General features: G+C 72.7%; 10 protein-coding genes. 7 read left to right on the top strand and 3 right to left on the bottom strand.

Features of this window, described 5'->3' with window-relative positions:
• Positions 1 to 10: 10 nt before the first annotated feature.
• Both NB3_RS13020 and NB3_RS13015 read right to left on the bottom strand, forming a co-directional pair.
• On the bottom strand, positions 11 to 895 hold the full coding sequence (locus NB3_RS13020) for a serine hydrolase (protein ID WP_067801635.1): 885 nt from the start codon (positions 893 to 895) through the stop codon (positions 11 to 13).
• 124 nt (positions 896 to 1,019) lie between these two features.
• Positions 1,020 to 1,217, bottom strand: coding sequence for a hypothetical protein (locus NB3_RS13015; protein ID WP_228827007.1), 198 nt, complete (start codon positions 1,215 to 1,217; stop codon positions 1,020 to 1,022).
• Positions 1,218 to 1,474: 257 nt separating this feature from the next.
• On the opposite strand from NB3_RS13015, the gene recC reads away from it, so the two are divergent.
• The 7 genes from recC to NB3_RS34080 all read left to right on the top strand — a co-directional run bounded on the left by recC (position 1,475) and on the right by NB3_RS34080 (position 12,467).
• Complete coding sequence (gene recC, locus NB3_RS13010; RefSeq protein ID WP_067801630.1) at positions 1,475 to 4,828, top strand: exodeoxyribonuclease V subunit gamma; 3,354 nt, start codon at positions 1,475 to 1,477, stop codon at positions 4,826 to 4,828.
• Positions 4,829 to 5,039: 211 nt separating this feature from the next.
• A complete protein-coding gene (locus tag NB3_RS13005) occupies positions 5,040 to 8,423 on the top strand; it encodes a UvrD-helicase domain-containing protein (RefSeq protein WP_067801628.1) in 3,384 nt (1,127 codons plus the stop codon).
• The gene (gene recD, locus NB3_RS13000; protein ID WP_067801624.1) at positions 8,420 to 10,309 is read left to right on the top strand and encodes an exodeoxyribonuclease V subunit alpha; all 1,890 of its coding nucleotides are present in this window, start codon (positions 8,420 to 8,422) and stop codon (positions 10,307 to 10,309) included. The genes NB3_RS13005 and recD overlap by 4 nt, the downstream gene beginning before the upstream one ends.
• Before the next feature lie 46 nt (positions 10,310 to 10,355).
• Positions 10,356 to 10,829, top strand: coding sequence for an RNA polymerase sigma factor (locus NB3_RS12995; protein WP_067801749.1), 474 nt, complete (start codon positions 10,356 to 10,358; stop codon positions 10,827 to 10,829).
• Entirely contained in the window at positions 10,829 to 11,440 is a 612-nt protein-coding gene (locus NB3_RS12990) for a methylated-DNA--[protein]-cysteine S-methyltransferase (RefSeq protein ID WP_067801621.1), read from the top strand. The genes NB3_RS12995 and NB3_RS12990 overlap by 1 nt, the downstream gene beginning before the upstream one ends.
• On the top strand, positions 11,437 to 12,195 hold the full coding sequence (locus tag NB3_RS12985; RefSeq protein ID WP_067801619.1) for a 2OG-Fe(II) oxygenase: 759 nt from the start codon (positions 11,437 to 11,439) through the stop codon (positions 12,193 to 12,195). The genes NB3_RS12990 and NB3_RS12985 overlap by 4 nt, the downstream gene beginning before the upstream one ends.
• A 5-nt stretch (positions 12,196 to 12,200) precedes the next feature.
• Positions 12,201 to 12,467, top strand: a complete 267-nt coding sequence (locus NB3_RS34080) for an Ada metal-binding domain-containing protein (protein WP_084486192.1) — start codon at positions 12,201 to 12,203, stop codon at positions 12,465 to 12,467.
• Here the strand turns inward: NB3_RS34080 and NB3_RS12980 are convergent.
• Positions 12,464 to 13,459 (bottom strand): alpha/beta hydrolase, encoded by a 996-nt coding sequence (locus NB3_RS12980; RefSeq protein WP_067801617.1) that lies wholly within the window; start codon positions 13,457 to 13,459, stop codon positions 12,464 to 12,466. The two genes, NB3_RS34080 and NB3_RS12980, sit on opposite strands and share 4 nt — an antisense overlap.
• Positions 13,460 to 13,474 lie beyond the last annotated feature (15 nt).

Here is a 13,474-nt window from a genome sequence, read left to right as displayed (position 1 = left end):
GGCCGTGCGATCAGCGGCCCGCGAGCAGGATCTCCGCGAGCTTGGTGTCGGTCTCGGCGCCTTCGGTGTAGCCGCCCGCGTCACCCAGCGAACTCATGATGGACAGGGTGTAGCGCTCGCCCGGTCCCGCGAAACCCACCGAGTTGACCACCCAGCCGCCCTGTTCGGCCGACCAGCCGTTCTTCAGGCCGGGACGCATGCTCGCGCCCGCGCCCCACACGCCCCAGTGCTGGTTGGAGTCCACCGCGCGCATCCGGTCGACGAGGTAGTTGCGGTCGTCGGGGTGCATGTGGTTGAGGACGTGGTCCATCAGGCGGTCCAGGTCGGCGGCGGTGCACTTCTGGAACGACCAGTCCGGGAACAGCGCGGTGTTGGTCGGCTGCGGAACCAGCGAGGTCATCCCGTTGGCGCGGAAGGCGTTGTTGAACGCCATCCGGTCGATGCCCGCGTACTTGGTCCACAGCAGGTCGGCGGCGCCGTCGTTGGAGGTCGCGAGCATTCCCTCCATCAAGCCGCGGTCCTCCGGGGTCAGGTTGATGACGCCGGCCCGCGCCCGATTGAGCAGATCCGCGGCGATCGCGAGCTTGATGGTGGAGGCGGTCCAGACCGCGTTCTCCGCGTTGGCGTTGGCGTAGACCCCGCCCGAGACCCGATCGCGCAGGACGTAGCCGGTGACACCGGGACGGCTGCTGAGGTAGGCGTCGGCCTTCGCGATGCGGCTGCTCAGATCGCAGTCGAAACCGGGCAGGCAGCCTTGGGTGTGCGCGAGCGGCACCGCGCCCGCGATCGGGAGCGCGGCGGGCAGGCTCGGGGCGATGATCGCCGCGGCGGCGAGGACACAGGCGGAAGCGGCCACGCGGGGAACGGCCCGGGTGGCGGGGGACGGGTAACGCACGAGGGACCACGATCGCACATCGCGAGTCCGGACGCACGTCTTGAGCTCGCATCCGGGGTGTGCTATGCCCGTTTCGCGTCCTTGCGCCGCAGCGGATTTCGCTCGTCGCCGCAGGCCGGGCGGGTCAGCGGAAGGCGGCGCGCAGTTCCTCGACGGTGCGTCCGTTGAGCCGGTAGCAGTGCTCGAAGGCCTCGGTGTGGCGTTCCCTGGGCCAGGAATGCAGGACGACGGTGCGACCGTAGTGGCGCGAGTTGATCAGCTCCCAGCGGTCACCGATCCGGCGGACCGTGAATCCGCCTCTCGGGACCAGGGGAATCACCATCGCATCCATGAACGCGAACCAGCCTTTCGGTGCAGCTCTCTCGTTCCGCCCCGGTGCAAACTCTCCTCCCCGGTGCAGCACTGTCGCACATCGCCGCGACAGTTCCGGCGTGACACGGCGGAGTAATCCGTTCTCGTGTGGTCTATTTCACTGGCCCCCGGATGGGGCGGTGCAGTTGCGCGTCGGTCGCTGCGCGTATAAACGTGCACGAAGTCCGAGGCAGGCGCTGCCGGACACCGCCGATCGAGAGGGCGCAGATGCCGCTGCACATCCACCGTGCCGAGCGCGCCGACGTCCTTGCCCGCGCGCTCGCCGGGGTGCTGGCGTCGCCGCAGGAAGATCCGTTCGCGGCCGAGGTGGTCGCGGTGCCGGCGAAAGGCGTGGAGCGCTGGCTGGCCCAGACGCTGTCGGGCGTGCTCGGCGCGGGCGGCGCGGCCGACGGGGTGTGCGCGAACATCGCCTTCCCTTCCCCCGCGGCGCTGGTCGCCGAGGCGCTGGCCGCGGCGAGCGGAGTGGCGCAGGCGGAGGATCCGTGGGCGCAGGACCGGGCGGTGTGGACGCTGCTGCGGGTGATCGACGCCTCGCTGTCCGAGCCGTGGTGCGCGGTGCCCGCCAGGCATCTCGGCGCGGGAAACAGCGCGGGTGGCGAGCACCGCGCCGGACGGCGTTACGCGACCGCCGCCCAGGTCGCCGCGCTGTTCGACAGTTACGCCGCCCAGCGTCCCGCCCTGATCACCGAGTGGGCCGCGGGCCTGGACACCGACGGCGCGGGCGCCCCGCTTCCCGACGACCTGCTCTGGCAGCCGATGCTGTGGCGCAGGCTGCGCGCCGAGATCGGGACGCCGAGCCCGGCCGAGCGGCTCGACGCCGCCTGCGCCAGGTTGCGCGCCCGGCCGGATCTGGTCGCGCTGCCGCCGCGGCTGTCGCTGTTCGGGGTGACCCGGCTGCCCAGCGACCAGCTCGCGGTGCTGTCGGCGCTGGCCGAGGGGCGTGATGTCCATCTATGGCTGGTGCATCCGAGCCCGGTCCTGTGGTCGACGCTGAGCGAGCTGCCCCCCGCCCGGTCGCGCGCCGAGGATCGCAGCGCCACGGCGGTCGAGCACCCGCTCTCGGCGGGGCTGGCTCGCGACGTCCGGGAGTTGCAGCAGCGGTTGGCCGCGTCCGCCGCCGTCGGCTCCGACACCTATCATCCGCGCGGCGCGGCGGAGGACGATTCGCCCACGACGTTGCTGCGTGCGCTGCAACGAGGCATCCGGGACGACCGGTGGCCGCCCGCGCCGGGAGCGGCTGTTGCCGACGGCACCGTGCAGGTGCACGCGTGTCACGGCCCGGCGCGGCAGGTGGAGGTGCTGCGGGAATGCCTGCTCGGGCTGTTCGCGGCCGACGAGACGCTGCAGCCGCGTGACGTGCTGATCATGTGCCCGGAGGTGGAGGCCTACGCACCGCTGGTGCGCGCGGCGTTCGGGCAGCGCACGCCGGGATCGCCCGAAGCGCAGAGCGATTCGGAGCACCCGGCGCACCTGCTGCGGGTGCGCCTCGCCGACCGGGGGCGCGGGGTGACCAATCCGCTGCTCGCGGTCATCGCGGTACTGCTCGAGCTGGCCGACGGACGGGTGACGGTGACCCAGGTGCTGGATCTGGCCGCCGCCGAAACCGTCCGGCGCCGTTGCGGATTCGACGACGACGACATCGAGCGGTTGCGCGAGTGGGCGGCCGAATCCGGCGCGAGATGGGGCATCGGGCAGCGTCAGCGCCAAGCGTTCGGGCTCGCCGATTTCGCGCAGAACACGCTGAACAGCGCGGTGGACCGGATCCTGCTCGGGGTCACCGCGGGGGAGACCTCCGAGGACTGGCTCGATCTCGCACTGCCGTTGGACGACGTGGACAGCAACGACGTCGATCTGGCCGGCCGCTTCGCGGAGTTCATCGATCGGCTCGCGGTGTGCCTGCGCGACCTGCGCGGCCCCCGGCCCGCGCACGAATGGGCCGCGGTGCTCGGCCGGGCGCTGGATCTGCTGACCGACGTGCCGGACGCGCAGGCGTGGGTGCGCACCGAGGCCAGGCAGGAACTCGCCGCGGCCACCGACCACGCGGGCGATGTGCCGTTGCGGCTGGCCGACGTCGGCGTGCTGCTGCGTTCGCGGCTGGCGGCGCGGCCGACGCGGGCCAACTTCCGCACCGGTGAGCTCACCGTCTGCACGATGGTGCCGATGCGGTCGGTGCCGCACCGGGTGGTGGCGCTGCTCGGGCTCGACGACGAGATGTTCCCGCGCGCCACCGGCGCGGACGGAGACGATGTGCTGGCCCGCGAACCCCTGCTCGGCGAACGCGATCCGCGCAGCGAGGACCGGCAACTGCTGCTGGACGCCGTGCTCGCGGCCCGCGACACGCTCTTGGTGTTCCACAGCGGCGCCGATCCGGTCAGCGGCGCGCACCGGCCGCCCGCGATTCCGGTGGCCGAGTTGCTGGACGCGCTGCGGGCCCACGTGGGCGCCGAGGCGATGCGGTCGGTGGTCACGCGGCATCCGCTGCAGAACTTCGATCGCCGGAACTTCCGGGCCGAACAGCCTTTCAGCTTCGACACCGTTGCCTTGGCCGGTGCGCACGCCGCCGACGGGCCGGTGCGGCCGCGGCCGCCGTTCCTGGCCGCGCCACTGCCCGCCGCGCGGACGGCGGATGTCGCTCTGGCCGATCTGATCTCGTTCGCGGAGCACCCGGTGCGCGCGTTCCTGTGGCAGCGCCTCGGTCTCCGGGTCCCGGAGCACGACGAGGACATCGCCGACCGGCTGCCCATCGAACTCGACGGCCTGGCCAAGTGGGAGCTGGGCGAACGCCTGCTCGCGGCCCGCCTGACGGGGGCGGATCCGGCCGGGCTGCGGGCCGCGGAGTGGCGGCGCGGCACGCTGCCGCCGTTCGGTTTCGGCGCCGCCGTGCTCGACGAGGTCGAACACACCGTCGACCGGTTGGTACGCGCCGCGCAGGCGGACTACACGGGCCCGGCGCGCGCGGTGGACATCGCGGTCGACTTGGGCAACGGGCGGCGGCTCACCGGCACCGTGCCGGAGGTGCGCGGCGACACCCTGGTCCGCACCACCTTCTCCCGGCTGGCTCCCAAACACCGGATCGCGGCGTGGGTCTCGCTGCTGGCGCTGACCGTCACCGAGGACCGCTCCTGGCGGGCGGTGAGCACCGGCCGCGGCCAGTTCGGCCGTCCCGCCTGGCGCTGCGAACTCACCCCACCCGACGCGCCCGCCGCCATGGAGATCCTGCGCGGGCTCGTCGCGCTGCGCGACGCGGGCCTCACCGAACCGCTTCCCATCGCGCCCAGCGCCACCGCGGTCTACGCCGAACGCCGTTTCCGCGGCGCGAGCACCGACGACGCGATCACGGCGGCGGAACGCGAATTCAACGGCGGCCCCAACGGCCCCGGGCCGTTCGGCGATCACACCGACCGCCATCTGCGCTACATCTGGGGTCCGGCGCCCCGGCTCGACGACCTCATGGCCGCGCCCGCCGCGGCGGGGGAAGCCGGGGAGAGCACCCGTTTCGGCGCGCTGGCCCGGCGCATGTGGATCCCGTTGCTGGCCGCGGAAAGCCAGGGCCAGCCGTGACCGATCACCATGCGGCCCGATGGGAACGCGGCGCGCTCCGGAACCGAACCGCGCAACACATCGCCGCGGCGCGTGTCGGTCGCCGGGGTACGGCGACGCGCGCGGCAGAATGTCGGCTCGGGCAGTCGCTTCCGGAGCACCGTCCGGCGTGGCCGGACACCCGGGCGACCGCGAAGCGCGGGACCACCGGCCGCGCAGGAGGGAGGCACGCATGACCGTGCAGGAAACCTCCTTCCCCGCGGGCGCTTTCGACGCCGACGCGTTCGAACCGTACGGACCGCTGCCCACCGGCACGACCGTGCTGGAGGCCAGCGCGGGCACCGGCAAGACGCACGCCATCGTCGGTCTCGCCGTGCGTTACGTCGCCGAGGCCGGGATCGACGTGTCCCAGCTGCTGCTGGTGACGTTCAGCCGCGCGGCGACGCAGGAACTGCGGGAACGCACCCGGGACCGGTTCGTCGCCGTGGCCGCCGGATTGGCCGATCCCGGCGCGGCCCTGGCACACGCCGACGAACTGGTCCTGCACCTCGCGCAGGCCGACGAAGACGAGGTCAGGACGCGGCGGCGACGGTTGCTGACCGCCCTGTCGGATTTCGACGCGGGCACCATCGCCACCACGCACAGCTTCTGCCAGCGCATGCTCGACGAACTCGGTCTCGCGGGCGAACACGACCCAGGCACCCGGCTGGTGGAAACCGTCGACGACCTGGTCGGCACCGTCGTCGACGACCTGTATCTGCACCGCTACGCCCGATCGGAACCGCCGTACTCGGTGAAGGAGGCCCGCACGCTCGCGCTGGCCGCGGTGCGCGACCGGCACGCGGCCCTCGTGCCCGACGGCGAGGCGGGCGAGCGCGTGGCGTTCGCGCAGGCCGTCCGCGCGGAGACCGAGCGCCGCAAACGGCTGGCCGGGCTGCGCGACTTCGACGACCTGCTGGTGCTGCTGCACGACGTGCTCGCCGATCCGGAACACGGCCCGCGCGCGTGCCGCCGGATCCGGGCCCGCTACCGCGTCGCCTTGGTCGACGAGTTCCAGGACACCGACCCGCTGCAATGGGACATCTTGCGCAGGTCGTTCCACGGGCATGCCACCTTGGTTCTGGTCGGCGATCCGAAACAGGCGATCTACGCCTTCCGCGGCGCGGAGGTGCTCAGCTACCTGGACGCGGTCGCGCACGCCGACGTCCGCAAAGAACTCACCACGAACTGGCGCAGCGACGCCGGACTGCTCGCCGCCTTGGACCACCTGCACGGTGGGGCGGCCTTGGGGCACGAGGAGATCCGCGTCTATCCGGTCGCCCCGACCAGGCCGTGGTCGCGGTTGTCCGGACCCGGCGAACTCGTCACGCCGTTGCGGATCCGGTGCCTGCCGCGCACCGGAGCCGGTCCGCTGAACAAATCCGGCTTTCCCGCCGTCGGGCGCATGCGGGCCGAGGTCGCCGATGATCTCGCGGCGGACATCGTGCGCCTGCTCGAATCCGGTGTGCTGCTGGACGGCAAAGCGGAAACACTCGCTGCCGACGGTGACGCGGCGGGCGACCCGGCGCGCAGGCCGATCGGGCCGGGCGACATCGCGGTGCTGGTGCGAACCCGCTCGCAGATCGACGTGGTGCGCGCCGCGCTGGATCGCGTCGGCGTCGCCTCCGTGCTCGCGGGCGGGGTCAGCGTCTTCGCGACCGAAAGCGCCACCGACTGGCTGTGGGTGCTGCGAGCGCTGGAACAGCCGCACCGCGGCGACCGGGTGCGGCTGGCCGCGTGCACACCGCTGCTCGGCGTGACCGCGGCCGAGATCGACAGCGGGGGAGCCGATCTGGTCGGCCGGGTCAGCGCCCAGTTGCGTGAGGCGGCGCGGCTGTTCGGCCGCGCGGGATTCGCGGCCGTGTTCGAGAAGATCGCGGCCGAAAACCGCTTGGCGCCACGTCTGCTCGCCGTGGAGAACGGGGAGCGGCAGCTCACCGACCTGCGGCACCTCGCGCAGTTGCTCGACCAGGTCGCGCTGACCGAGGGACTGGGGCTGACCGCGCTGACCCGGTGGCTGGCCGACCGGGTGCGCGACCCCGCCTCCGGCGCCGTCGCCGACCGCAGCCGCAGGCTCGATCGCGACGCCGCCGCCGTCCAGATCGCCACCGTGCACGCGAGCAAGGGACTCGAATTCCCGGTGGTGTATCTGCCGTTCGCCTGGGACAGCGCGAAGAATCCCTATCCGGCGACGTTGCTGTTCCACGCCGACGACGGCGCGCGCGTGCTGGACGTGGGCGGCCCGGACGCACCGGGATACGCCGAACGCAAGGCGCGCAGCGAAGCCGAGGAGGCGGGTGAGGAACTGCGGCTGCTGTACGTCGCGCTGACGCGCGCCATGTGCCAGATCGTCGCCTGGTGGGCGCCCGCGATCACCACCGCGGCCTCGCCGCTGCACCGCATGGTCTTCGGGCGCTCCGACCGTGGCGCCGCCGTCGCCGCCCGCGCCGCGGTTCCCGCGGACGCCGTTGCCGCGCAATCCCTTTCGACTTGGGCGCGCGAGGCGGGCGCGGCGATCTCGGTGACGGCGGTTGCCGCGACCGACGGTGTGGCGATCCGGCGGGCGCGCACCGCGCCCGCGCACGGGGAACTGGCCGCGGCCCGCTTCGACCGGGTGCTGGACCAGCAGTGGCGGCGCACGTCGTATTCGGCGCTGACCGCCTCCGCGCACGGTCCGGCCGCGCCCGAATCCGACAGCGAGCCGGAGGACGCGCGCGGCCAGGGCGACGAGCCCGATGGCACCTCCGCGCTCGGCGCGGCGGAGCCGGAGCCGGCGGGCGCGGCGTCGCTGATGAACGCGTTGCCCTACGGGGCGGAGTTCGGCACGTTGGTGCACGGCGTCCTGGAGCGGATCGACACCGGTCGCCCGGATCTGGCCGCCGAGGTGCGCGACCGGTGCCGCGACGCGGTGGACGAGCTGATGGCCGAGCTGGATCCGGAGTGCCTGGCCACCGCGCTGCTGGCGGTGCTGCGCACTCCGCTCGACGGTGGCTGCCTGGCCGACGTCGCCCCGCGCGACCGGCTCAGCGAACTCGAGTTCGAATTGCCGCTGGCGGGCGGCGATCGCGTCGGCGCACGCGCCGCGACGCTGCGGCGCGTCGCCGAGTTGCTGCGCGAGCATCTCCCCGCGGACGACGACATGGTGCCCTACGCCGATCAGCTTGCGGCGCTGGAGGACCTGCCGCTGCGCGGCTACCTGACCGGCAGCATCGACGCCGTGCTCCGCGTCGACGACGGCGGGCATCCGCGCTTCGTCGTCGTGGACTACAAGACCAACCGGCTCGGCACCGGCGATCTCACCGTCGCCCACTACACCCGCGACCGGATGGCGGCGGAGATGCTGCGTTCCCACTATCCGCTGCAAGCGCTGCTGTATTCCGTCGCGCTGCACCGGTATCTGCGCTGGCGATTGCCCGGGTACGACCCGGCTCGGCATCTCGGCGGGGTCCGGTACCTGTTCGTGCGCGGCATGATCGGACCGCAGACCCCCGCGGGCTGCGGCGTCTTCGACTGGCATCCGCCCGCCGACCTGGTCGTCGCGCTGTCGGCGCTGCTGGCGGGGGAGGCGGGGCGGTGACCTCGATCCAGGTGGCGCAGCGGGGAACCGGCCTGCTGCGCGTGTTCAACGAGGCCGGTGTGCTGTCGGCCGCGGACGTGCACGTGGCGCTGCGATTGGGCAGGCTCGGCCGGGAAGAGTCGGAGCCGGTGTTGTTCGCCGCGGCGCTGGCGGTGCGCGCGGTGCGCTCCGGCTCGGTGTGCCTGGAACTGCACCGGATGCGGGAGATCGGCGTCGACGCCGACGAGACCTGGGACGCCGGAGTCGATCCCGCGACGCTGCCGTGGCCGGACATCCGCGCCGTGGTCGCCGCGCTGCGGGTGAGCCCGCTGGTGCGCGGCGGACCGGCGGGTCCGTTGCGGCCGCTGCGCCTGGTCGAATCCCAGGGGGCGGGCGATTCCGGTCCGCTGCTCTACCTCGATCGGTACTACCGGCAGGAGCAGACGATCCGGCGGGTGCTCACCGAGCGATCCGCGCACCACCCGGTGGTCGATCCCGCGATCGTGCGCCGCGAACTGGACCGGTTGTTCGACGGGCCGTCGGGAACGGCGCCGGATCGCCAGCGTCTGGCCGCCGCGCTCGCCGCGACGCACTGGACCACCGTGGTCGCCGGTGGTCCCGGCACCGGCAAGACCCACACCATCGCGCGGATCATCGCCTTGCTGGCGGCGCATCGCGCGGCCGAGCCGAAGCTGCCCGCGCTGCGCATCGCGCTGGCCGCGCCCACCGGGAAGGCGGCGGCGCGCCTGCAGGAGGCCGTTCGCGAGCAAGCGGTTCCGCTGGGATTGCCGGAACTCACCGCCGCCACCCTGCACCGGCTGCTCGGCTGGCAGCGCGGTCGCAGCACCCGGTTCAAGTACCACGAGTTCAACCGGCTGCCCTACGACGTGATCGTGGTCGACGAGACATCGATGGTCTCCTTGACCATGATGAGCAGGCTGCTGGCGGCGCTGCGCCCGGACACCCGCCTGGTGCTGGTGGGCGACCCGGACCAGCTCGCCTCCGTGGACGCGGGCGCGGTGCTCGCCGACCTGGTCGCCGGACCCGTCGCCGCCACCCCGAATCCGGTGCTCGACGAGATCCTCGGCCCGGAGGCGACCGGCGAGCACGCCGGGGCATTGACCGCGCTGGAGCGCACCCGCCTGCGCGGCGGCATCGTCCGGCTGACGCGGGGCCGCAGATTCGGCGGGCGGATCGCCGAGCTGGCCGTCGCGGTGCGGGCGGGCGACGCCGACGCCGCGCTCGAGCTGTTGCGCGCGGGCGGCGACGAATTGTCGCTGGGCGCGCCCGACGAGCTGATCTCGGTCCGCGCCGATGTGGTGCGCGCGGCGACCGCGGTCACCGCCGCCGCGCTCGACGGCGACGCGGCGGGCGCGTTGCGCGCGCTGGAATCGCATCGCTTGCTGTGCGCGCACCGCCAAGGGCCGTTCGGCGTCGAGCGCTGGGACCGGATGGCCGCGGAATGGGCCGCCGCCGCGGGAGCGGGCCCCGAGTCCCACCACGCGCCGTGGTACCCGGGACAGCCACTGCTGGTCACCGCGAACGATCACGAGGCGCGGATCTACAACGGCGACACCGGCGTCGTCGTGCGGATGCCCGACGGTTCGCTGCGCGCGGCGCTGCAACGCGGCAGCGAACCGTACCTGGTGCATCCGACGCAGTTCCCCGCGGTGGTGACCGTCTTCGCCATGACCATCCACCGCAGCCAGGGCAGCCAGTACGACACCGTCTCCGTCGTCCTGCCCGAGCCCGAATCGACCCTGCTGACCAGGGAATTGCTGTACACCGCGATCACAAGGGCCCGCCGCCACGTCCGGATCATCGGCACCGAGGAGTCCATCCGCGCCGGTATCGCGCGGCGGGTGCTGCGCGCCAGCGGGCTGTCGCGCCGGGAAGGACCGCGATGACGAAATCTCACATTCGCGGCGTCCCCGGCGTCTACCTGGTGTGAGCCTGCCCCCGTTCGAGGAAATAGTGGCCGAACACGGCCCGATGGTGTTGCGCGTCTGCCGGGCGGTGCTCGGACCGTCGGACGCGGCCGACGCCTGGTCGGAAACGTTTCTCTCCGCGCTGCGCGCGTTTCCGAGTTTGTCCCCGGACACGAACATCGAGGCATGGCTGGTCACCATCGCGCATCGCCGCGCGATCGACGTCGGCCGGGCGCTGACGCGCGCTCCGGTTCCCGCCGAGACCTTGCCGGACCATCCCGCCACCGCTCCCGGACCCGCCGACTACGACCCCGACCTGTGGGCCGCCCTGCGGGCGCTACCGACCAAGCAGCGCCAGGCGGTCGCCTACCACTATCTGGCCGGGCTTCCGCACGCGGAGATCGCCGCATTGCTCGGCAATTCTCCCGACGCCGCCCGCCGCGCCGCCGCGGACGGCCTGAAGACCCTGCGCAAGCTCTACCCGAAGGACGAATCATGATGGCCACCCTCGATCACGGTGACGGGTTGTCGCGCGCGCTGACCCCGGACGCCGACCTGCTCGCCACGCTGCACGCGCGCCTGACCGCCGAGGCCGACGCCGCGGGCCTGCTCGATGTCGCCTACCGCCTGCTGGAGACCCCGGTGGGGACGTTGCTGCTGGCCGCGACGCCCGCCGGACTCGTCCGCGTCGCCTACCCGACCGAAGACCACGACGCGGTGCTGGCCGCACTGGCCGCGCGGATCAGTCCACGGATCCTGGCAGCGCCCGCCCGGCTGGACGTGGCGGCGCGGCAGATCGAGGAATACTTCGCGGGCGGCCGGACACGTTTCGATCTGCCGCTGGATCTGCGGCTGGCCGCGGGGTTCCGCCGCCAAGTGATCGAGCACCTGCCGGCCATCGGCTACGGGCAGCGCGCGAGTTACGGCGCGGTGGCGGCGGCCGTGGGGAACCCGCGCGCGGTGCGCGCGGTCGGCTCCGCGTGCGCGCGCAACCCGCTGCCGGTGGTGATCCCGTGCCACCGGGTGGTGCGCGGGGACGGGTCCATCGGACAGTACGTCGGCGGCAGCGCGGCCAAGCACGCGCTGCTGGATCTGGAGGCGGCGGCATGAGCGAGCCGGACGCGGTGCACGCGCCCGGTCCGGGGAGGGGCGAAGCCGCCACCCTGGCGGATCGCGTCGACGCCCAACCCTGGCGGGCGCTGCTCGAGGAAATCGATGCCACCGGCTGCGCGGCGACCGGGCCGCTGCTCACCCCAGCCGAGTGCGCCGAGTTCACCGCCATGTGGGACGACAGCACGCGGTTCCGCTCCACCGTTGACATGGCGCGGCACCGGTTCGGCGAAGGCACCTACCGCTACTTCGCGAATCCGCTGCCCGCGCCGATCACCCACCTGCGCGCGGCGTTCTATCGAAAACTGTTGCCGCTGGCTCGATCCTGGGCCGAGCGCCTCGGCGACCCGGCTCCGTGGCCGGAGGAGTTCGGCGACTGGCTCGACCTGTGCCACGTCGCGGGTCAGCGCAAGCCGACGCCGATCCTGCTGCGCTACCACGCCGGTGACTGGAACGCCCTGCACCGCGACCTGTACGGAGAACTGGTCTTCCCACTGCAGGTCGTCATCGGGTTGGACAAGCCCGGAACCGATTACTTCGGTGGCGAATTCCTGCTGGTGGAGCAACGCGCGCGTGCCCAGTCGAAAGCGACCGTTTCCGTGCTCGAACAAGGTCACGCGCTGGTCTTCACCACACGCGATCGGCCGACGCCATCCAGCCGTGGCTGGTCGCGCGCCCCGATCCGTCACGGTGTCAGCCGTGTGCGCGGCGGACGGCGACACACCCTCGGTCTCGTCTTGCACGACGCGGCCTAGCCATCGTGTACACGTTGCTCGATGGCGGCGGCCGACCGTATCGGAGCGTGGTCCCCGGGCGATACGGCGGCCACCGTCGTGGCCGGATCTACGGCCGTCTCGATTGTCCGTCCGCGCTGCGTGCGCTCGGCCGGGGCGGCTACCGCGCGCACCGCGTCTTCTTCGCGACCGAAGCCGACGCGATCTCCGCCGGCTACCGTCCCTGCGCGGTCTGCATGCCCGAGCGATACGCCGCCTGGATAAGTCGCGCTCGAACACCCGGAAAGCCTTAGCGCAGAACGGATTCGAACAAGGGCCAGCTGTTGTGCAGGTCCTGCTGCCAGTACCCCCAGGAGTGGGTGCCGCTGGGGCGCAGATCGAAGGTGGCGGGTACGCCGAGTTCCTGGAAGCGGTCGCGCAGGGAGCGGGTGCAGCGGTCCGAGACGGCTTCGAGCATGCCGCCGATGGCCAGCTGGTCGACCAGCTTCGTGGCGTTGCCGTCGATCCCCGTGCTGTGCGGCTGGTCCAGCGGGCCGGCCTGCCCGTTGCCTGCGGCCACGTAGATCGTCGTGCCGCGCAGCCGATCCGCGTGCACGTAGGGATCGTTGGCCGCCCAGGCCGGATCACCCGGCGGTCCCCACATGTTCGACACCGTGCCGCCCTCGGCGGTGACGATCGTGGCGACCATGGCCTGTCCGGCGGGATCGCTGGTGCGCACGCAGCCGCTGTAGGAACCGATGGCCTGGTACAAACCCGGTGCCGCCATGGCCAACTGGAAGACCGAGGTGCCCGTCATCGAGACCCCGGCGATGGCGTTGGCGCCACTTCCGCCGAAGGCGGCGTCGATGATCGGGGGCAGTTCGCGGGTGAGGAACGTGGTCCAGCGCGGGCGGCCCAGAACGGGATCGTCGGCGCGCCAGTCGGTGAAATAGCTGCCCGCGCCGCCGACCGGCACCACCACGGTCACCTGCTGGTCGGCGAAGAACCGGTCGACGTCGGTCCGGTCGGTCCAGCCGTCGCCGTCGGTGCCGCCGTCGATGCCGTTGAGCAGATACAGCACCGGAGCCGGACGGGACGGGTCGTGGCGTGGCAGCACGACCACCGAGACCGGCGCGTCCATCGCGGGCGAGAAGACGGTCAGCTCGACGGCGCGCCCGTGCGCGGGACGCATCGGAGGCGGCTCGGCGCCGGCGGGACCACCGGAGCACATCAGCATCGATAACGCCAATAGACATGCGCGCCAGACGGTTCCGCGAGAAGTGCGGCACGGTCGACGGGACGCCATGCGCTCGACGCTAGG

The organism is Nocardia beijingensis NBRC 16342, assembly GCF_001612785.1.
Lineage (GTDB): Bacteria > Actinomycetota > Actinomycetes > Mycobacteriales > Mycobacteriaceae > Nocardia > Nocardia beijingensis.
Note: the sequence above shows the minus strand (reverse complement) of the source record. Positions and strands in the feature narration are given on the sequence as shown.

Excerpts from the sequence above, each read along its gene's own strand:
- NB3_RS12985 (WP_067801619.1), top strand. The coding sequence starts at position 11,437 with ATGAGCGAGCCGGACGCGGTGCACGCGCCCGGTCCGGGGAGGGGCGAA.
- recC (WP_067801630.1), top strand. The coding sequence starts at position 1,475 with ATGCCGCTGCACATCCACCGTGCCGAGCGCGCCGACGTCCTTGCCCGC.
- NB3_RS13005 (WP_067801628.1), top strand. The coding sequence starts at position 5,040 with ATGACCGTGCAGGAAACCTCCTTCCCCGCGGGCGCTTTCGACGCCGAC.
- NB3_RS12980 (WP_067801617.1), bottom strand. The coding sequence starts at position 13,459 with ATGGCGTCCCGTCGACCGTGCCGCACTTCTCGCGGAACCGTCTGGCGC.
- NB3_RS12990 (WP_067801621.1), top strand. The coding sequence starts at position 10,829 with ATGGCCACCCTCGATCACGGTGACGGGTTGTCGCGCGCGCTGACCCCG.
- NB3_RS13015 (WP_228827007.1), bottom strand. The coding sequence starts at position 1,217 with ATGGTGATTCCCCTGGTCCCGAGAGGCGGATTCACGGTCCGCCGGATC.